Raw genomic sequence first — 17,457 nt, 5'->3', positions numbered from 1 at the left:
GCGTCGGCGTCAGCCGGCGATCGTGCGGGGGTCGGGGTCGTCGGCGCGCGGCGGGCGGAGGCGGTCCGGGATCGGCCATGCCAGGACGAACTGCGCAGCAGCCGGACGCGTCATGTCGCCGAAGTCGTCGATCTTCACGACGATTCGACCGGGCGAACCGTCTTCGTCGGGGGTCACCTCGAGGATGCGCACCCGGAGCGGACGGTCGGCCTCGCCGTCCAACAGCGCCTCGCCCTCGAGCATCCAGGGGTCGGCGAGCCAGGCGATGCCGTGCTCCTCGAGTGCCGCTTCGGCGTCGAGCCATTCGGTGGGAACCGACGCGGGGCGTCCGAGCACGTCGACCGCCACCCAGTGCTCACCCTCGGGATGGATCCACCCGAGCAGCTCGCCGTCGTCGCGGCGATGCGGGGTCCAGTCAGATCGAGGCATCCCCCGATGCTAGCGGTGCGGGTGAGCTCGCCCGCGTCGACGTCAGTGCGTGTACTCCATGAGTTCGACGCCGAGCACGCGGAAGGCGTCGTGCGCGCGCAGACGGTGGGTGATCGAGAGGTCGTCGAAGCACACGATGAGCGAGTACGCGACACCGGCTCGGGGCCCGGCCAGCACACCCGCCTCGGCCCGCACTCCGCGATCCCTCCCGGTCTTGTTCACGAACAGCAGGCCGTGCGCATCGTGATCGTGGGCGAAAGGGTCGAGGCCGGTGGAGGCCGCGACCAGACTCAGATCCTGGTTGAGGCTGAGCCACTCGGACACCTGTGCGCTGACGGCGACATCGACCACCTGCGAGTTCACGAGGGCGGAGAACAGCCCGGCGAGCTCGCGCGCCGACCCCACGGCCACCTGCGGGGCGTCGTCGGGGCCGCGGCGGTCGCGGAAGCGATCGAGCAGAGCCGTGCGGCGCAGTCCGAGCGACTCGATGCGCTCACGCACGCGATCATGCCCCACCCGCTGCAGCAGGGCGTTCACCGCGATCGGATCGCCCGCGGTCGCCGCCATCACCGCGAGGTCTTCCAGGGGCAGCGCCGGCGCGTGCAGATGCCGCCACAACCCCGAGGTCTCCACGGCGTCGACACTCTCGCGCTCGACGATCTCGAACGGATCGAGAGCACCGCTCTGGAAGCCCGCAGCGACCTCGATCAAAAGCGGCACCACGCCGAGACCGGCGATCGGCATCGTCACGTGGTCGTCGCCGGCCAGCACATGCACATGGTTGTCGAGGTCGACCACGTGCACCGAGACCTGCGCTCCGGAATCGACCAGCCCCTCCAGCGCACGGAGCGTGGCCGTGAACGAGCGTCGTCCCGCCGCCGCGCGGCGCGGAAGCCGGCGGCTGGTGCGCTGCGAACGGCGCCCAGCACCCGAGGCCTCCTGGGCACCGTCGAGAGACTCGGGGGCCGAGGAGTTGCGGAAGCCTTCACCAGGCTCGAGAGCGCCCACGCTGATCCTTAGGGGGGTGGATGTGCGGGATACCGCGGGAAGGCGATCCCCGGCGGCAGGGCTATCGTAACCCCACCGCCGGGGGATGATTCACAGAGTGCGACGATCTGTCACCAGATGGTCACACGCGACGGCGCAGGCAACCACAGCGCGTCGGACTCGGTCACGCCGAACGCCTCGTAGAAGGCGTCGATGTTGCGCACGATCTGGTTGCAGCGGAACTCGTTGGGCGAGTGCGGGTCGATCGTGAGCAGGCGCAGCGTCTCGGCGTCACGGCTCTTCTGCTGCCACACCTGCGCCCATGACAGCAGCAGGCGCTGCACCCCCGTGTACCCGTCGATGACCGGGGCCTCCTGGCCGTCCAGCGACAGCTCGTATGCTTTCAACGCGATGCCGAGACCGCCGAGGTCGCCGATGTTCTCGCCGATGGTGAGCGCGCCGTTCACGTGGTGCTCGGCATCGAGGCCCTCCGGGACGAGCGCGTCGTACTGCGCGATGAGCGCCTTGGTGCGCTCCTCGAACGCCGAGCGGTCGGCATCGGTCCACCAGTCCTGCAGGCGTCCATCGCCGTCGTAGCGGCTGCCCTGGTCGTCGAAGCCGTGCCCGATCTCATGACCGATGACCGCACCGATGCCGCCGTAGTTCGCCGCGGCGTCACGCCCTGCGTCGAAGAACGGGTACTGCAGGATGGCCGCGGGGAAGACGATCTCGTTCATCGACGGGTTGTAGTACGCGTTGACCATCTGCGGCGGCATGTGCCACTCGTCGCGATCGATGGGCTTGCCCACCTTGTCGACGTTGCGGTCGTGCTCGAAGATCGACGCCCGGCGCACGTTGCCGAACAGGTCTCCCCTGTCGATCTCGAGGCTGGAGTAGTCGCGCCACACCTCGGGATGCCCGATCTTCGGGGTGAACGAGTCGAGCTTGGCGAGCGCGCGCTCGCGGGTCTCGGCCGTCATCCACTCGAGGTCGGTGATGCTCCGCCGATACGCCTCGATCAGGTTCGCGACCAGCTCGTCCATGGCGGCCTTCGCCGTCGGCGGGTAGTGCCGCTCGACGTAGACCTTGCCGATGGCCTCGCCGAGCGCCCCCTCGGTGAGCGAGACGCCACGCTTCCAGCGCTCCCGGATCGTCGGCACTCCGGTGAGCTCGGTGCCGTAGAACGAGAAGTTCTCCTGCACGAGGTCGTCGGTCAGGTACGGGGCGGCGGCGTGCACGGCCTTCGCCCGCAGCCAGGCCTTCCAGTCGTCCAGCCGCTCGGGGGTCAGCAGCGAACCGAGCCCCTCGAAGAAGCTGGGCTGCGCGACGACGACCTCGTCGAAAGCGGTGGGGTTCGACGGCGAGACCGCCTCGCGCCACGGAGCCAGGTCGACGCCCGCGAGTGCCTGCAGCTCGTCCCAGGTCTTGAGGTTGTACGTCGCCACGGCGTCACGGCTGCGCACGTTGTCCCAGTGGTGGCCCGCCAACTCGGTCTCGAGAGCGATCGCGCGGTCGGCGTTCGCCGCGGCATCGCCCACGCCGGCCAGAGTTAGCAGACGCTCGAGGTGCGCGCGGTACGCGGTCCTCGTGTCGGCGAAGGTGTCGAGCCGGAAGTAGCTCTCGTCGGGAAGCGACAGACCCGCCTGCACGAGCACGGGGAGGTAGCGCTCGGGGTCGCCGGGGTCGCCGTCGACGTAGAGACCGATGATCGAGGCGCGGCCGTCGCGGTCGTAGGCGCCCACCGTGCGCAGGAACGTCGGAACGTCGGCGATCGCATCGATCTCGGCGAGCGTCTCGGCGAGCGGGGCGACACCGGCGGCATCGATGCGCTCGGTGTCCATGAAGCTCGCGAACAGGTCGCCGATCTTGCGGGCGAGCGTGCCTTCCGCGGCGTCCTGCGACTCCTCGATGATGGCGCGCACATCCTTCTCCGCCTGCTCGGCGAGAAGGTGGAACGAGCCCCAGCGCGCCTTGTCGCCCGGGATCTCGGTACGGGCGAGCCAGGCGCCGTTCACGTGGCGGTACAGGTCGTCCTGGGGGCGGATGTCGGAGCTGAACTCATCAAGGGCGAGGCCCACGGGAAGAACGTCAGTCATGCGCTCCAGCCTATGACCCGCCTCCCCCGAACGGCAGGAGCACGTTCATGCGGAATCCCTCGTCGGTGCGCTCGGCGAACACCTCGCCGCCGTGGGCACGGGCGAGGCCGCGGGCGATCGACAGTCCGAGCCCCGCTCCGGAGGCGACACCGCCCTGATCGCCGGCCGAGGTGCGGGCGGCGTCCTCGCGCCAGCCCACGTCGAACATGCGGTCGAGGTCTTCCACCGCCACTCCGGCTCCGTGATCGAGGATGCCGAGCACGAGTCTGTTCCGGTCCGCCTCGGTGGCGGAGATGACGATCTCCGTGCCGCGTGGCGCGTGCCGGATCGCGTTCGTCAGCAGATTGACGATGATGCGCCCGAGCTGATGCGGATCGGCCCAGAGCACGTGCCCACCCACCCCGCGCTCGACGATGCGCACGTCGTGTGCGGCAGCCGCGACCGCGACGTCGGCGACCGCGTCGGAGACCACATCGAGCAGCTCGACCTGCTGCGTCTGCAGCTGCACGGCGCCGGATGTCAGCTTCGACAGCTCGAACAGCTCGTCGACCATGCGGCTCATCGTCTCCACCTGCGCCCGCACCTGCCCGGCGAAGCGCTCCGGTGCGTCGGCAGCCCCGTCCTCGATCGACTCGGCGAGCGCGCGCACCGCCGTCAGGGGAGTGCGGAGGTCGTGAGAGATCCAGGCGAAGAAGCGCCGCCGGGCCGAATCGAGACGCTCCAGCTCGGCGTTGGCGGCATCCACCTTCGCCGAGACCTCGGCCAGCTGCATCGACAGGCCGTCCAGTTCGCGGGATCCGCCGGCTCCCGCGACGATCACTCCGCCGCGGCCCATCTCCTCGAGCGATGCCGAGAAACGGTCGAACGACGCCCTCATCGCTCTCGCCGCGACCCAGGCGGTCGCCAGCCCCAGGACGAGGGACACCCCGATCACGGCGAGCAGCACCGTGAGGTCGTGTGTGGAGATGTACATCTCCACCGCGATCGCGACGACCGAAGCCGCCATCGTGACGACCCCTGCGCTGGCGACCAGCATGAGCTGCGCACGGACCGACCGGCGCCGGAGCATTCGCAACAGGGCGAGGGTGAGCGCCGCGACGACCACGGCCGCCAGCAGGCACGTCAGCACGATCAGCAGCACATCGGGTGCGGCGAGCACGATCATGATCGGTCCCCGTCGGTCGAGAACCGGTAGCCGACGCCCCACTCCGTGCGCAGGTGGACGGGGTCGCGCGGATCCTGTTCGATCTTCTCCCGGAGCCGGCGCACATGCACCGTGACGGTCGATGCCTCGCCGAAGCTCCACCCCCACGCCTCGCGCAGGATCTCCTCCCGCCCGAGTGCTCGCCCCTCGTTGCGCGCGAGGAAGAGCAGCAGATCGTACTCGCGGCCGGTGAGGGCGATCTCCTCGCCACGCACCCAGACACGGCGACGCAGCGGATCGATCGCGAACACTCCGGCGCGCACCTCGCCCGCCGCGGCCTGGACGGCCTGCGCGCGGCGGACCAGGGCGCCGACGCGCATCGACAGCTCCCGCAGCGAGAAGGGCTTGGCAAGGTAGTCGTCGACGCCGAACTCGAACCCTTCGATGCGGTCGTCCACCTGCCCGAGAGCGGTCAGCATCATGATCGGCACATCGGAGAACGAGCGCAGGTCGCGGCAGAGCTCGTCCCCGCTGATCCCCGGCAGCATGCGGTCGACGATCACCACGTCCGGCGTCCTCTCGCGCAGGGCTGTGCGCGCCGAGACACCGTCTCCGAAACTCGACACCTCGTAGCCGTTGGCCCGCAGGTACGCGCCGACGGCCGCTCTGACGGTGGGGTCGTCCTCGACGACCACCACCTCGGTCGTCTGCTGCCCGGGTGCCTCCTGCCCCCTGGGGGTCTCCTGCTGCATGGGGTCGACACTAGTCGCGGGCTCAGCGCCGTCGGGCGGTTCCTTACGGTTCTGAAAGGTCTCCCCCATCGCCCTCCGCGCGTTCGTAGCGTTCTTCGAAGTGCGATCCGCCGCGGCCTCCGTCGCTCCGGACACACAGTCGCACACACCGTGAACAGGAGAACCTCATGCGCAAGACCGCCTTCGCCGCCACCGCGGCCGTCACTCTCGCTCTCGCCCTCGCGGCGTGCAGCTCCCCCGCCGCCACCGAGGACACCAAGCCCTCGTCGTCGGCGTCGCAGAGCGCGGATCCCGGCACGTCGACGACCGAGATGAAGATGTCCGAGAAGACCGGCACTTTCATGGGTCTGAACGAGAAGAAGGTTTCGGGCACCGTGACCGTGTCCGACGACGAGATCGCCCTGTCCGGGTTCTCGTCCGACGAGGGACCCGACCTGCACGTCTACCTCACGAACGGCACCGACGAGGCCGCGGTCTCCGCCGGCATGCTCGTCGATGCGGTCTCGTTCGACACCGCGACGCAGACCTTCGCCCTCGACGGCATCGACACGTCCGAGTACTCCTACGTCGTAATCCACTGCGACAAGGCGAAGGCCGTGTTCGGGGCAGCCGAGCTCTCATGAGCGGAGCGCGGCCGGCACGCGCCCTGGTCCTCTCGCTGCTCGGCGGCGGGGCCAGGGTGGCGGTCGGGGTGCTCTGGCTGATCGAGGGCATCCTCAAGTACCGCGCGGGGTTCGGGGCGGCCGACATCGAGCTGGTGGCACAGAGCACGGAGGGGAACCCTCGGGTGCCGTGGTTCTTCGCCCCGCTCGGGTCGTTCATGGGGGCGGCGCCCGAGCTGTTCGGCGTGGTGATGCCCGCCCTCGAGGTCGCCCTCGGCGTGCTGCTGGTCGCGGGCCTGCTGACCAGGATCACCGCCTTCCTGTCGATCGGAACACTGATGCTCTACTGGAGCGCCGATCAGCTGATCGCCCAGTATCCGGCGATGGTCATGCTCTCCGCTGTCGTGCTCCTCGTCCCGGCCGCTGCACGGCTCGGAGTGGATGGATGGCTTCGTGCGCGTCGCGCACAAGGCACCGAGACGGCTTCAGGCCTGTGGGAGGGCTGAAGCGACGGGAGGGCTGAACCTGCCGAGAGGGGACCGGATCGCGTCGCGGAGGGGCGGGCGTCCGGGTCAGTCGCGTCGTCGAGCGCGGAAGCGCCGGCGACGCGGCTGCTCGGCAGGGGCAGGGGCCGGGCGTGCGGCACGGCGCTCGGCCCAGGCGGCCACCTCGTGATCCACGTCACGGAGGGGTGTCACGACCGGCGGACCGCCCTGAAGCTGGCGACGCGCCTCCCGCACGCGACGGTTGAAGTCCTCCAGCACGTCGCGCACATCGGACTCGCGCCCGAGCAGGTCGAGCTGGTCGTCCAACTCCCTGTCCTCGGTGCGCAGCAGGATCGCGGGCGGCCCGAGGCCGGTCAGGTTCTCGGTCTGGATCTTGCGGCGGATCCACCAGTCGGGATCGTGGTGGGTCCCGAGCCCTTCGAGAGGCTTGCCCGCGCCGGGGAGATCGTCGAACTCTCCGCGACGGATCGCCACCTGGATCGCCGTCTCGATGAACGCCGCAGGATCGACGGCAGCGGCGAAACCCGGTGCGGCCCCCGACTCCTCGCTCGCGTCGCCGTCCGCGCTCCCGTCGGCGTCCGCACGCTCGCTCCTGCGTGCGAGGTACCGCGCCGCCGCGTCTCTGGGGTCCGTCATGATGCACCTCCGTGACATCCGGGTCTCCTTCACCCTACGTCCATGGCAGCGGGCGAGGTCGGCGCCAGGTCATAGGCTCGGAGGATGACCGCGCGCGCCTCCCTCAACCGAGAGATCCTGAGGCTGGCTATCCCCGCTCTCGGCGCGCTGATCGCGGAGCCCGCGTTCCTGATCGTGGATGCCGCGCTCGTCGGGCACCTCGGGACCACACCGCTCGCCGGGCTCGGCATCGCAGGAGCCGTGCTCCAGACGATCGTGGGACTCATGGTCTTCCTCGCCTACTCCACGACGCCGGCCGTCGCCCGGCGCTTCGGAGCGGGGCAGCCGGGAGAGGCCGTCTCGGTGGGAGTCAACGGCATGTGGCTGGCCCTCGGGCTCGGCGCCGTGCTCGCGGTCATCGGAGCGGTCTCCTCGCCGTGGCTGGTCTCGCTGTTCGGTGCCAGCGAAGCCGTGGCCGCCCAGGCGAACGAGTACCTCGTGATCTCGATGTGGGGTCTTCCCGCCATGCTCATCGTGTTCGCCGCGACCGGACTCCTGCGCGGAATGCAGGACACCATGACGCCGCTGTGGATCGCGGGCCTCGGGTTCGGCGCGAACGCCCTGCTCAACTGGCTCTTCATCTACGGACTCGGCTGGGGCATCGCGGGCTCCGCCGCCGGCACCGTGACCGCGCAATGGGGGATGGTCGCCGCCTACGTGCTGGTCGTCCGTCGTCTCGCCACCCGGCACAGCGCCTCGCTGCGCGCACAGGGCGCGGGTCTTCGCAGCACCGCGACATCGGGCGGCTGGCTGTTCCTGCGCACCGTGAGCCTGCGCGTCGCACTGCTCGCGACCGTGGGCGTCGCCACCGGAATCGGCACGGACGAGCTGGCCGGATGGCAGATCGTCTTCACGATCTTCTCGGCCGCCGCGTTCGCGCTCGACGCCCTCGCGATCGCAGCGCAAGCGCTCATCGGCAAGGAACTCGGAGCCGGAGACGAGCAGCAGGTGCACCGTGTGCTGGCCCGCACCGTCGCTTGGGGCGCATGGTTCGGCGTGATCGTCGGCGCGCTGATCGCCGCACTGTCGGGGGTGCTCGGCATCGTCTTCACCGGATCAGCGGCGATCGCCTCCCTCGTGCAACCGGCGCTGCTCGTGCTCGCCGTCGCCCAGCCGATCGCCGGTGTGGTCTTCGTGCTCGACGGGGTGCTCATGGGCGCGAACGACGCCCGATACCTCGCGATCGCCGGCGGCCTGAACCTCGTGCCGTTCCTCCCCGCGCTGTGGATCGTCACGGCGACGGGGGTCGACGGCACCGCGGGACTCGTGTGGCTCGCGGTCGCCTTCTTCGGCGTGTACCTGCTCGCGCGACTCGGGACTCTGGGCTGGCGGGTGCGCTCGGGGCGCTGGCTCTCCGCCACGGCCTGACACTGCACCGAACCCGGCGATCACGACTTCTCCACAACGCCCGGAATCCGCGGAATACTACGTCGCCGACCCCTGGCGCCCTCGACGAGGATCGAGGGACACTGAAGGGATGTTGGGGATGACGGAGCCACAGGTATGGACTCTGATCGGCGTCTTCGCCGCGGGGATGTTCGGCACGATCACACTGATCTCGACGATGTTCCTGCGCACGATGCAGAACGGATTCGAGGGCGTGCGCACCGAGATGAGGAACGAGTTCGCGAGCGTGCGCACCGAGTTCCGGAACGAGTTCGCGAGTGTGCGCACCGAGACGGGCAGCGAGTTCGCCGGCGTGCGCACGGAGATCCGGGCGGTGCATGAGCGCATGGATCATCTCGATCGCGACGTGAGCGCGATCTATCGCCACATCTTCGGCATCGACCGCGGCTGACCGATCACACGAGCCGGGTTCAGGCCGCGTATCTCCGGCACCACTCGTACATGATCACGGCGGCCGCGGCGCTGGCGTTGATCGAGCGCGTGGATCCGTACTGGGTGATCTCGATGTGGGCGGACGCAGCGGCGAGCGCCTCGGCCGAGAGGCCGGGCCCCTCCTGCCCGAACAGCAGCACGCAGCGCTGCGGCAGATCGGCCTTGTCGACGGGTACCGCTCCCTCGACGTTGTCGACCGCGATGATCGGGACTCCTTCGGCCGCAGCCCAGGCGGCGAACGTCTCGACGTCTTCGTGGTGCACGACGTGCTGGTAGCGGTCGGTGACCATCGCACCGCGCTTGTTCCAGCGGCGGCGGCCGATGATGTGCACGGTGTCGGCGAGGAACGCATTGGCGCTGCGCACGATCGACCCGATGTTCATGTCGTGCTGCCAGTTCTCGATCGCGACGTGGAACGGATGCCGCCGGGTGTCGAGGTCGGCGACGATCGCCTCCATCCGCCAGTAGCGGTAGCGGTCGATCACGTTGCGGGTGTCCCCCGCCGCCAGGAGCTCAGGGTCGTACTGCTCGCCCTCCGGCCAGGCCGTCTCGCCTCCGGGCCACGGGCCCACGCCGTACCCGGGTTGGGCGATCGATCCTGTGCTCGCGTCATCCATCTCGCCAGGCTAGCGCCGCCACACGTTCCGGGATATTTAGGTCCACCGAAAAATACGCTACGGTTTCGGTGTGCCTAAAAATGCTTCCGCTCCGATGACGAACCCGACCGCTCCCCCGGCCAGGGCTCCGCGCAGTCTGTGGCTGCTCGGGCCTGCCCTCGTCGCGGGCGTCGCGTATCTGGACCCCGGCAACGTCGCCAGCAACATGACCGCAGGGGCGCAGTACGGCTACCTGCTGGTGTGGGTCGTGGTCGCGGGCAACGTGATGGCCTGGCTGATCCAGTACCTGTCGGCCAAGCTCGGGGTCGTCACCGGGCAGAGCCTCCCGGAGCTGCTGGGCTCACGGCTCACGCGCCCCTGGGCCCGCCGTGCATACTGGCTGCAGGCGGAGCTGGTCGCGATGGCGACCGACCTGGCCGAGGTCATCGGAGGCGCGGTCGCCCTCAACCTGCTGTTCGACGTGCCGCTGCTGCTCGGCGGCCTCATCACCGGCGCGGTCTCGATGATCCTGCTCACGGTGCAGAGCCGTCGCGGTGCCCGTCCGTTCGAGTTCGTCATCATCGCGCTCATGGCGATCATCACGATCGGCTTCGTCGCAGGCGTGTTCGTCGCGCCCCCCGACCCGGCGGGCGTCATCGGCGGCATGGTGCCCCGGTTCGAAGACACCGGCTCGGTCCTGCTCGCCGCCTCCATCCTCGGCGCGACGATCATGCCGCATGCGATCTACGCGCACTCCTCCCTGGCCCGCGACCGCTTCGGCGCCGCGACCGACCACATCGGCGACGAGGCCGTGCGCACCGAGGCGTCGCGCATCCGCCGCCTGCTCACGGCCACCCGCTGGGACGTGTCGATCGCCATGGTGGTCGCCGGCTCCGTGAACCTGTGCATCCTGCTGCTCGCCGCCGCGAACCTCGCGGGAGTCGAGGGCACCGACTCCCTGGAGGGCGCGCACGCCGCGCTCGCTGCCGGACTCGGGCCGGTCGTGGCGACCTTCTTCGCCGTGGGTCTGCTCGCCTCAGGGCTGGCGTCGACCTCCGTGGGCGCCTACGCCGGGGCGGAGATCATGCACGGCCTGCTGCATGTGCGCATCCCCCTGCTCGCCCGTCGACTGGTCACGTTGATCCCGGCGCTCGTGATCCTCGGCATCGGCTTCGACCCGACGCTCGCGCTGGTCCTCAGCCAGGTGGTGCTGTCGTTCGGGATCCCGTTCGCACTGATCCCCCTGGTCGCCCTGACCGCGCAGCGACGCACCCTCGGCTCCTGGGTGAACAGCCGCTGGACGACGGCGGCAGGTGTGATCGCCTCCGTGCTCCTGATCGCGCTCAACGGCGCCCTGCTCTGGCTGGTGCTGACGGGCGCCTGAGCCCGGATAGGCTCGACACATGTCTGCCGAGAACGCCCGCCGCAACGTCCGCATCCTCACCTGGACCGGCTTCGCGACGGGCGTGATCGGCGCCGTGCTGATCGCTTTCCCGAAGGTCATCGACCTCGCGAGCCCGTGGGTGCAGCTCGCCCTCGGAATCGCCACACTCGTGCTGGCGTTCCGGGCACGCAAGATCGGCATGGCCGACATCGAGGACTTCGACGGCCGCCTGTCTCTGGCCGCCGCGCTCCTCGGGTTCCTCGTCGTTTTCTTCGCGGGTCAGGCCGCGTTCGGCATCCTGGTCGCCGTCGCGAACTAACCCGCGCTGACGGCACTACGCCGTGACGAATCCCGTCACCAGGTAGAGCACGAACGACAATCCGGCCGCGATCCCCGCGTAGGGCAGGATCGCGAGCATCAGATTGATCGGCTTGATGCCGATCGACCGCGACGCGAGGATGATGCCGTCGCCGTACAGGCACGTGGTGCTGCCGAGCGCCGCACCGGAGAACACGGCGGCACCCGCGAGGATCGGATCCGCTCCGAGCGCGATCGCGAGAGGGAGGACGACCGGGGTGATGACGGCGGCCAGGTCCCAGAACGATCCCGTCGCGTAGGCGTAGACGCCGCACACCGCGAACACGATCGCCGGCAGCAGGGCCGGAGTGAGCACGGGCTCGGTGACCTGGATCACGAACTCCGCCAGCTGCAGGGTGATGTTCATCTCCTGCACCATGAACGCGAGCACGGTGAGCACCATCACGAACAGCATGCTCTCGATGCCCTCGAGCGCGGCGTCCAGCACCCCGCGGATGCGGAGTCGGCGCTGCACGAGCACGATCACGATCGTCACCGCGAGAGACGCGGCGGTGCCGGCGACCACGTTGGCGTTCGTCGCGATCGTCACTCCGACGAGCACGGCCATGGCGATCAGGAATCCCCACGGCTGCGGCTTTCTCCCGGTCTCGTTCGACGTCGCGAGGGCTGTCGCCACGCGCTGCGCCGTCGAGCCGTCCGGGTCGTCCGCCTTCAGCTCGGCGAGGAGAGCCGTCCCCTCGGCCCTGCGCTCCTCGTCGGTCGTGCCGACCGGGAAGACGTCGCCATCGCGCTCGGCACGGATAGCATCGCGCTTGATCGCGCCGAACCTCGGCAGCCAGCCGACGCTCATCAGGAGGGCGACGGCCAGGGCTGCCCAACCGAAGAAGATGAACGGGATCGCCTGCAGGTACGCCCCGAAGCCGGTGCCGCCGACGGTCACCCCCTGCGCCTCGAAGAGCCCGGAGAAGAACAGAGCCCACGTCGAGACGGGGATGAGGACGGCGATCGGCGCGGCCGTCATCTTCATGATCGCGCCGAGCTGGGTGCGCGGAACCCGGTAGCGGTCGGTGACCCGCTTCATCGATGTGCCGGTGGTGAGCACGTTGAGGTAGTCGTCGACGAACAGCACGATCGAGAGCAGGAAGGTCAGCACCAGCGACTTGCGCCGGGAGGTGACGAACCGCTCGGCCCAGTCGGCGAAATCGGTGACGATGCCCGACTTCTCGAACAGCATCATCAGCATGCCGAACAGCGCGACGATCAGCAGCAGCCACTGCGCCGTCTCGTTGGAGAGGGCTGTGCCGGTGTACTCGACCCAGACGTCGAAGCCGCCCCAGCCGCCGAGGATCAGCGCCCCGGCGACGGTGCCGCAGAAAAGGGCGAACAGGGTGCGTCTGGTGGCGACCGCGACGATCAGGATCACCACGATGGGCAGGAGCGCGAGAGCGCCGAATTCGGGCATGGGGGTCACCTCAGTGTGAAGGAGTGTGGAGGATGCGGGCGCGAGGGAGCGGCGAGCCGGGGTCAGGGCTCGACGCCGCCGACGACCGTCCCCTGTACGGGAAGGTCGGGGAGGTCGTCCGGGGAGACGTGCAGCGGGTTCTCCGCCCACACGGCGTAGTCGGCCTTGAACCCCGGGGCGATGCGGCCGAGGTCGGCATCTCCCTGAGCCAGGGCGGCGCCCACGGTGTAGCCGTGCAGCGCCTGGTACGGGGTGAGCACCTGGTCGGGCTCGAACACGGGCGCATCAGGGTCACCGGGCCGTCGGCGCAGCATCGACCATGCGAGGCCGATACGAGCATCGTTCTGCGCGATGGGCCAGTCCGACCCGAGGGCGAGAGGGGCTCCCGCATCCCAGTAGTCGCGCACCCGCCACGCGCGCGCGGCACGCTCGGGTCCGAGCCGGTGCGACCAGTCGTCCGAGCCGTCCGCCTTGCGCCACTGCATGTGCAGGGGCTGCATCGAGGCGGTGATCCCGGCGGCGGCGATGCGAGCGACATCGCGGTCGGTCGTCGTCTCGAGGTGCTCGATACGATGCGGGGCGCCGGAAGCGCTGCGTACGCCGGCCGCGAGGTACGCGTCGACGACCTCGCCCACCGCCCGGTCGCCGATCGCGTGCGTCGCGACCTGGAACCCGGCCTCGGTGTATCGGCGCACGGTGCGGCCGTACGCGGCCACGTCCTTCCAGAACGGCTCCAGTCCCTCGCCGGCGGAATCGGGCGCGTGCAGCCAGGCGGTCCCCGTCTCGACCACGCCGTCGGCGTAGAGCTTGACCGATCCGCCCCGCCAGCGCTCGCCGCGTCGGTCCCGCATCCGCAGGTTCTCGATCGTCCGTTCCTCGTCGAAGCCGGGCTCGTGGTCGATCGCCGAGACGATGCGGACGGGAAGACCCGGACCCTGCTCCAGAGCATCGAGCAGATCGAGCGTGGCGAAGCCGCCGTCCATGATCGTGCCGCCGGTGAGTCCGGAGTCGCGCAGTCCGCGCAGCAGGTCGTGCCCGATGGCAAGGGTCTGCTCACGGGTCCGGGCGGGCGCGCTCAGACGTACCGGCTCGTAGGCGCCGAGTTCGCGCAGCTCCCCTGTGGGGTGGCCGTCGGCATCGACGACCACGCACGACGAATCCTCGAACGCGCGTGCGCCGGTGATGCCCGCCCGGGCCAGGCCGGCGCGGCTGGCGAGAGCGGTGTGCCCGTCGAACACGATGAGCAGCGCCGGGAGTCCGCGCACCGCGTCCTCGATCGCGGCGGCGGTCATCGGCAGGTCGTGGAACACGTCGTAGTCGAGATTCCAGCCGCGCACCCACGGGTCCGCATCTTCGGCGAGCGCGCGGTCGGCCTCGACGCGAAGGGCGGCGAGCAGCGCCGCCCCGGTGGTCAGACCGCCGAGGTCGATGCCCGCCGTCAGCTCGATCCCCTGGATCGGATGCAGGTGCGCGTCGATGAGGCCAGGCGTGACGGCCGCTCCACCGAGATCGCGTACGCGGGTGCGAGGTCCGCGCAGCTCTCGGACCAGCGCATCGTCCCCGACCGCGAGGAAGCGCCCTTCGCGCACGGCGAAGGCTGTGGCGAACGGGCGGCGCGGGTCCATCGTCACCACGCGTGCGCCGGTGACAATGGTGTCGGCGTCGAAACCGGTCATGACTGTGCCTTCGTCCGTTGAAGAGTTCAGTATTGAAAGAGTTTCAATAAAATACCAGACACCTGAGCAGAATCGAGCACGATGACGAAATCTCCGCGCAGCGTCGGGCGGCCGTCGACCCAGGTGCTCACCGAGGAGCGCATCCTCAAGGCCGCGTTCCGGCTGAGCGCCCAGCGCACGCCGCGACAGTTCACCATGACCGCACTCGCGGAATCGCTCGGCGTGCGCACCTCCGCGCTCTATCACCACTTCGCAAACCGGGACGCCGTGATCCGGGCCATGCGCGGGCAGGTCAGCCGTGCGCTCGTCTCCCCCGTCCTCCACGAGCTGCCCGTCGAGGACGCACTGCTCACCTGGGCGCACAGCTACCGCGACGCCGCGATCGCCGCACCGGAGGCCATGGTGATGCTCGCCACCTCGCCGATCGATGCCGACGAAGGCTCGTTCGCCGACTACGACCAGATCGCACGCCTGCTCGCGCACGACGAGTGGCCCACCGAGACCATCGTGGACGCCATCGTGGCACTGGAGTCGTTCATCATCGGCTCCGCGCTGGACGCCCTCGCCCCCGCCGACAACATGGCACCGGGAGAGCTCGCCCCGCAGTTCCCGACCTTCGCCGAGGCCGAGGCCGCCAGGGCCCGGCTCAGCACCGACCCCGCCCGCCGCACGTTCGAGATCGGTGTGCGGGCGCTCATCCACGGACTCACCGCATGGGCGCGCGAGAGCACCACGTAGGCTGGGCGGGTGGCATCCCCTGCAGCTGACGACTATCTGAAGACCGTCTACGCGCATACCGAGTGGCAGGACGCACCGATCACCCCCTCGGTGCTGGCCGCGAAGCTCGGCATCGCGCCATCGTCGGTCACCGAGATGGTGAAGAAGCTCGCCGCCGCCGGACTCGTCTCGCACGTGCCCTACGGAGCGGTGCGATTGACCGAGGCAGGGACGAAGCGCGCGCTGGCCATGGTGCGCCGGCACCGCCTGGTCGAGACCTGGCTGGTGCAGGAGTTCGACTACGGCTGGGACGAGGTGCACGACGAGGCCGAGGTGCTCGAGCACACCATCAGCGACCGGCTGCTGGAGGGCATCGATGCGCGCCTGGGACGCCCCCGCTTCGACCCGCACGGCGACGCGATCCCGGACGCCGAGGGCCGCATCGAACGCGCTCCGTTCGTGCTGCTCGCCGATGCCCCTGTCGGACACGTCGGCCGCGTGCTGCGGGTGAGCGACCAGGACCCCGAGGTGCTCCGCGCCGTCGAAGCTGCCGGGATCGCCGTGGGCGTCGAGGTCGAGGTGACCGACGGCGGCTTCTCCGTCGGCGGCGCGGAGGCCGAGGTCGCGCACGCCGCCGACGCGATCTGGCTCACGGCCTGACGCCGGAAAGGTGCGGCCCCTAGGCTGTGCACATGGCAAAACGTGACGACATCGAATGCTGGCTCACCGACATGGACGGCGTGCTCGTCCATGAGAACGACGCCATCCCCGGAGCATCCGAACTGCTCGCCGGATGGGAGAGCGCCGGCATCCCGTACCTGGTGCTCACCAACAACTCGATCTTCACCGCACGCGACCTGTCCGCACGCCTGCGCATCAGCGGCCTGCATGTGCCGGAGGAGCGCATCTGGACCTCGGCGCTCGCGACAGCCGACTTCCTGAAGCAGCAGCTCCCCGGCGGCTCGGCCTTCGTGATCGGCGAGGCCGGCATCCTCACCGCCCTGCACGACGCCGGCTTCATCATGACCGAGACGAACCCGGACTTCGTGGTGGTCGGCGAGACGCGCAACTACTCCTTCGAGGCGATCACGAAGGCGATCCGGCTCATCATCGGCGGCGCACGCTTCATCGTGACGAACCCCGACGCCACGGGGCCGAGCACCGACGGTCCGCTGCCGGCCACCGGAGCCATCGCCGCCCTCATCACGAAGGCCACGGGCAAGGAGCCCTACGTCGTCGGCAAGCCGAACCCCATGATGTTCCGCTCGGCGCTGAACAAGATCGGCGCGCACTCGAAGCGAACGGGCATGATCGGCGACCGCATGGACACCGACGTCGTCGCCGGCATCGAGGCGGGCCTGCACACCGTGCTGGTGCTCACCGGGATCAGCGACCAGGCCGAGATCGAGAAGTACCCGTTCCGCCCCGACGAGATCGTGCAGTCGGTGGCCGACCTGCTGCCGCGGATCACCGAGACGATCACGACGGTGAAGCCGGGCAAGACGAAGAAGTAGCCCGTGGGCGCGCTGGACGAGGGGGAACGGTTCCGGGCCGCTGATGCGGCGGCGTGGCGCGCCTGGCTCGAGGAGAATCACGAGCGCACGGCGGGGGTCTGGCTGCTGAGCGTGCGCGGGGCGTCGGACGGCGTCGGCTACGAGGATGCCGTCCGTCAGGCGCTCTGCTTCGGATGGATCGACGGCCCCGTGCGCGTGTTCGGCGACGGGACGGACGACCGCGCCAACGGGCAGTGGTTCTCGCCGCGGCGTCCCGGCAGCGGGTGGGCGGCCACCAACAAGGCGCGCATCGCCGAACTGGAAGCGGCAGGAATGCTCGCACCCGCCGGCATCCGAGCGCTGGAGACGGCGAAGGCGAACGGCTCGTGGACCGTGCTCGACGGACCGGAGGCGGGTATCGAGCCGGACGAACTCACCACCGCGCTCGATGCTCTGCCCGTCGCGCGCGCGAACTGGGACGCATTCCCGAAGTCGGTGAAGAAGTTCGGACTCACCCACATCGCGATGGCCAAGAGACCGGAGACCCGGGCGGCGCGCATCGCCAAGATCGTGGCGGACGCTGCGGAAGGGAGACGCCCATGAACCAGAGCGACCTGCTGTTCCTCGTGATGTTCGTGATCCTGCTGTCGACGCTGACGGTCTTCATCGTGCAGTTCGTCCGCTCCCGTCGGCGCGGCCGCGGCGACGACGACCGCGCCGGCTGGTGGGAAGGCCCCTGGGACGACGACGACCGCAAGCGCTGAACCTGCGGTCGTCGACG

General features: G+C 69.7%; 20 protein-coding genes. 11 read left to right on the top strand and 9 right to left on the bottom strand.

Annotated elements, in window-relative coordinates; all coding sequences use genetic code 11:
• Nucleotides 1-9: 9 nt before the first annotated feature.
• From MOX01_RS03435 to MOX01_RS03415, 5 genes are all read right to left on the bottom strand, one after another.
• On the bottom strand, nucleotides 10-429 hold the full coding sequence (locus MOX01_RS03435) for a hypothetical protein (protein WP_141368380.1): 420 nt from the start codon (nucleotides 427-429) through the stop codon (nucleotides 10-12).
• 42 nt (nucleotides 430-471) lie between these two features.
• The gene (locus tag MOX01_RS03430; RefSeq protein ID WP_046747475.1) at nucleotides 472-1,437 is read right to left on the bottom strand and encodes a serine hydrolase; all 966 of its coding nucleotides are present in this window, start codon (nucleotides 1,435-1,437) and stop codon (nucleotides 472-474) included.
• Nucleotides 1,438-1,547: 110 nt separating this feature from the next.
• On the bottom strand, nucleotides 1,548-3,512 hold the full coding sequence (locus MOX01_RS03425; protein ID WP_141368378.1) for a M13 family metallopeptidase: 1,965 nt from the start codon (nucleotides 3,510-3,512) through the stop codon (nucleotides 1,548-1,550).
• A 10-nt stretch (nucleotides 3,513-3,522) separates the two neighbouring features.
• A complete protein-coding gene (locus MOX01_RS03420) occupies nucleotides 3,523-4,677 on the bottom strand; it encodes a sensor histidine kinase (protein WP_082738548.1) in 1,155 nt (384 codons plus the stop codon).
• Nucleotides 4,674-5,408 carry a response regulator transcription factor gene (locus tag MOX01_RS03415; protein ID WP_058631705.1) on the bottom strand — a complete coding sequence of 245 codons (735 nt, stop codon included), beginning with the start codon at nucleotides 5,406-5,408 and terminating at the stop codon, nucleotides 4,674-4,676. Before MOX01_RS03415 ends, MOX01_RS03420 begins: the two co-directional genes overlap by 4 nt.
• A gap of 167 nt (nucleotides 5,409-5,575) precedes the next feature.
• Here MOX01_RS03415 and MOX01_RS03410 point away from each other — a divergent pair, with 167 nt between their 5' ends.
• Together MOX01_RS03410 and MOX01_RS03405 are read left to right on the top strand one after the other, a co-directional pair.
• Complete coding sequence (locus MOX01_RS03410; RefSeq protein WP_061017832.1) at nucleotides 5,576-6,031, top strand: DM13 domain-containing protein; 456 nt, start codon at nucleotides 5,576-5,578, stop codon at nucleotides 6,029-6,031.
• Nucleotides 6,028-6,516 (top strand): DoxX family membrane protein, encoded by a 489-nt coding sequence (locus tag MOX01_RS03405; protein ID WP_061017834.1) that lies wholly within the window; start codon nucleotides 6,028-6,030, stop codon nucleotides 6,514-6,516. The genes MOX01_RS03410 and MOX01_RS03405 overlap by 4 nt, the downstream gene beginning before the upstream one ends.
• A gap of 66 nt (nucleotides 6,517-6,582) precedes the next feature.
• Here the strand turns inward: MOX01_RS03405 and MOX01_RS03400 are convergent, their stop codons facing one another.
• Nucleotides 6,583-7,152: a DnaJ family domain-containing protein gene (locus MOX01_RS03400; protein WP_061017836.1), complete on the bottom strand. Its 570-nt coding sequence runs from the start codon at nucleotides 7,150-7,152 to the stop codon at nucleotides 6,583-6,585.
• An 84-nt stretch (nucleotides 7,153-7,236) separates the two neighbouring features.
• On the opposite strand from MOX01_RS03400, the gene MOX01_RS03395 reads away from it, so the two are divergent.
• Nucleotides 7,237-8,559, top strand: coding sequence for an MATE family efflux transporter (locus MOX01_RS03395; protein WP_141368376.1), 1,323 nt, complete (start codon nucleotides 7,237-7,239; stop codon nucleotides 8,557-8,559).
• A 118-nt stretch (nucleotides 8,560-8,677) separates the two neighbouring features.
• Nucleotides 8,678-8,989 carry a hypothetical protein gene (locus tag MOX01_RS03390; protein ID WP_141368374.1) on the top strand — a complete coding sequence of 104 codons (312 nt, stop codon included), beginning with the start codon at nucleotides 8,678-8,680 and terminating at the stop codon, nucleotides 8,987-8,989.
• 19 nt (nucleotides 8,990-9,008) lie between these two features.
• Here MOX01_RS03390 and MOX01_RS03385 read toward each other — a convergent pair whose 3' ends face one another.
• Nucleotides 9,009-9,647: a TrmH family RNA methyltransferase gene (locus tag MOX01_RS03385; protein WP_046747467.1), complete on the bottom strand. Its 639-nt coding sequence runs from the start codon at nucleotides 9,645-9,647 to the stop codon at nucleotides 9,009-9,011.
• A 94-nt stretch (nucleotides 9,648-9,741) separates the two neighbouring features.
• On the opposite strand from MOX01_RS03385, the gene MOX01_RS03380 reads away from it, so the two are divergent.
• Nucleotides 9,742-11,010: an Nramp family divalent metal transporter gene (locus MOX01_RS03380; RefSeq protein WP_046747466.1), complete on the top strand. Its 1,269-nt coding sequence runs from the start codon at nucleotides 9,742-9,744 to the stop codon at nucleotides 11,008-11,010.
• A 19-nt stretch (nucleotides 11,011-11,029) separates the two neighbouring features.
• A complete protein-coding gene (locus MOX01_RS03375) occupies nucleotides 11,030-11,329 on the top strand; it encodes a hypothetical protein (protein WP_046747465.1) in 300 nt (99 codons plus the stop codon).
• Between the two features lie 15 nt (nucleotides 11,330-11,344).
• On the opposite strand, the gene MOX01_RS03370 is transcribed toward MOX01_RS03375, so the two are convergent.
• Both MOX01_RS03370 and MOX01_RS03365 read right to left on the bottom strand, forming a co-directional pair.
• Nucleotides 11,345-12,790 carry a Na+/H+ antiporter NhaC family protein gene (locus MOX01_RS03370; RefSeq protein ID WP_141368372.1) on the bottom strand — a complete coding sequence of 482 codons (1,446 nt, stop codon included), beginning with the start codon at nucleotides 12,788-12,790 and terminating at the stop codon, nucleotides 11,345-11,347.
• Nucleotides 12,791-12,852: 62 nt separating this feature from the next.
• Entirely contained in the window at nucleotides 12,853-14,466 is a 1,614-nt protein-coding gene (locus MOX01_RS03365; RefSeq protein WP_141368370.1) for an amidohydrolase, read from the bottom strand.
• An 81-nt stretch (nucleotides 14,467-14,547) separates the two neighbouring features.
• On the opposite strand from MOX01_RS03365, the gene MOX01_RS03360 reads away from it, so the two are divergent.
• Genes MOX01_RS03360 through MOX01_RS19065 form a run of 5 tightly spaced genes read left to right on the top strand, consistent with a single transcriptional unit; the run spans nucleotide 14,548 to nucleotide 17,440 of the window.
• Nucleotides 14,548-15,204: a TetR/AcrR family transcriptional regulator gene (locus MOX01_RS03360; RefSeq protein ID WP_113681522.1), complete on the top strand. Its 657-nt coding sequence runs from the start codon at nucleotides 14,548-14,550 to the stop codon at nucleotides 15,202-15,204.
• Between the two features lie 9 nt (nucleotides 15,205-15,213).
• Nucleotides 15,214-15,843, top strand: coding sequence for a metal-dependent transcriptional regulator (locus MOX01_RS03355; protein ID WP_046747461.1), 630 nt, complete (start codon nucleotides 15,214-15,216; stop codon nucleotides 15,841-15,843).
• Between the two features lie 32 nt (nucleotides 15,844-15,875).
• Complete coding sequence (locus MOX01_RS03350; RefSeq protein ID WP_046747460.1) at nucleotides 15,876-16,697, top strand: HAD-IIA family hydrolase; 822 nt, start codon at nucleotides 15,876-15,878, stop codon at nucleotides 16,695-16,697.
• 3 nt (nucleotides 16,698-16,700) lie between these two features.
• A complete protein-coding gene (locus MOX01_RS03345; protein WP_046747459.1) occupies nucleotides 16,701-17,279 on the top strand; it encodes a YdeI/OmpD-associated family protein in 579 nt (192 codons plus the stop codon).
• Entirely contained in the window at nucleotides 17,276-17,440 is a 165-nt protein-coding gene (locus MOX01_RS19065) for a hypothetical protein (RefSeq protein ID WP_170224108.1), read from the top strand. Before MOX01_RS03345 ends, MOX01_RS19065 begins: the two co-directional genes overlap by 4 nt.
• Nucleotides 17,441-17,457: the final 17 nt, after the last annotated feature.

This window comes from Microbacterium oxydans (assembly GCF_006540085.1).
In the GTDB taxonomy this organism is placed as follows: domain Bacteria; phylum Actinomycetota; class Actinomycetes; order Actinomycetales; family Microbacteriaceae; genus Microbacterium; species Microbacterium oxydans.
Note: the sequence above shows the minus strand (reverse complement) of the source record. Positions and strands in the feature narration are given on the sequence as shown.

Excerpts from the sequence above, each read along its gene's own strand:
- MOX01_RS03395 (WP_141368376.1), top strand. The coding sequence starts at position 7,237 with ATGACCGCGCGCGCCTCCCTCAACCGAGAGATCCTGAGGCTGGCTATC.
- MOX01_RS03365 (WP_141368370.1), bottom strand. The coding sequence starts at position 14,466 with ATGACCGGTTTCGACGCCGACACCATTGTCACCGGCGCACGCGTGGTG.
- MOX01_RS03420 (WP_082738548.1), bottom strand. The coding sequence starts at position 4,677 with ATGATCGTGCTCGCCGCACCCGATGTGCTGCTGATCGTGCTGACGTGC.
- MOX01_RS03350 (WP_046747460.1), top strand. The coding sequence starts at position 15,876 with ATGGCAAAACGTGACGACATCGAATGCTGGCTCACCGACATGGACGGC.
- MOX01_RS03435 (WP_141368380.1), bottom strand. The coding sequence starts at position 429 with ATGCCTCGATCTGACTGGACCCCGCATCGCCGCGACGACGGCGAGCTG.
- MOX01_RS03385 (WP_046747467.1), bottom strand. The coding sequence starts at position 9,647 with ATGGATGACGCGAGCACAGGATCGATCGCCCAACCCGGGTACGGCGTG.
- MOX01_RS03370 (WP_141368372.1), bottom strand. The coding sequence starts at position 12,790 with ATGCCCGAATTCGGCGCTCTCGCGCTCCTGCCCATCGTGGTGATCCTG.
- MOX01_RS19065 (WP_170224108.1), top strand. The coding sequence starts at position 17,276 with ATGAACCAGAGCGACCTGCTGTTCCTCGTGATGTTCGTGATCCTGCTG.
- MOX01_RS03410 (WP_061017832.1), top strand. The coding sequence starts at position 5,576 with ATGCGCAAGACCGCCTTCGCCGCCACCGCGGCCGTCACTCTCGCTCTC.
- MOX01_RS03390 (WP_141368374.1), top strand. The coding sequence starts at position 8,678 with ATGACGGAGCCACAGGTATGGACTCTGATCGGCGTCTTCGCCGCGGGG.
- MOX01_RS03415 (WP_058631705.1), bottom strand. The coding sequence starts at position 5,408 with ATGCAGCAGGAGACCCCCAGGGGGCAGGAGGCACCCGGGCAGCAGACG.
- MOX01_RS03400 (WP_061017836.1), bottom strand. The coding sequence starts at position 7,152 with ATGACGGACCCCAGAGACGCGGCGGCGCGGTACCTCGCACGCAGGAGC.
- MOX01_RS03375 (WP_046747465.1), top strand. The coding sequence starts at position 11,030 with ATGTCTGCCGAGAACGCCCGCCGCAACGTCCGCATCCTCACCTGGACC.
- MOX01_RS03380 (WP_046747466.1), top strand. The coding sequence starts at position 9,742 with ATGACGAACCCGACCGCTCCCCCGGCCAGGGCTCCGCGCAGTCTGTGG.
- MOX01_RS03425 (WP_141368378.1), bottom strand. The coding sequence starts at position 3,512 with ATGACTGACGTTCTTCCCGTGGGCCTCGCCCTTGATGAGTTCAGCTCC.
- MOX01_RS03405 (WP_061017834.1), top strand. The coding sequence starts at position 6,028 with ATGAGCGGAGCGCGGCCGGCACGCGCCCTGGTCCTCTCGCTGCTCGGC.
- MOX01_RS03360 (WP_113681522.1), top strand. The coding sequence starts at position 14,548 with ATGACGAAATCTCCGCGCAGCGTCGGGCGGCCGTCGACCCAGGTGCTC.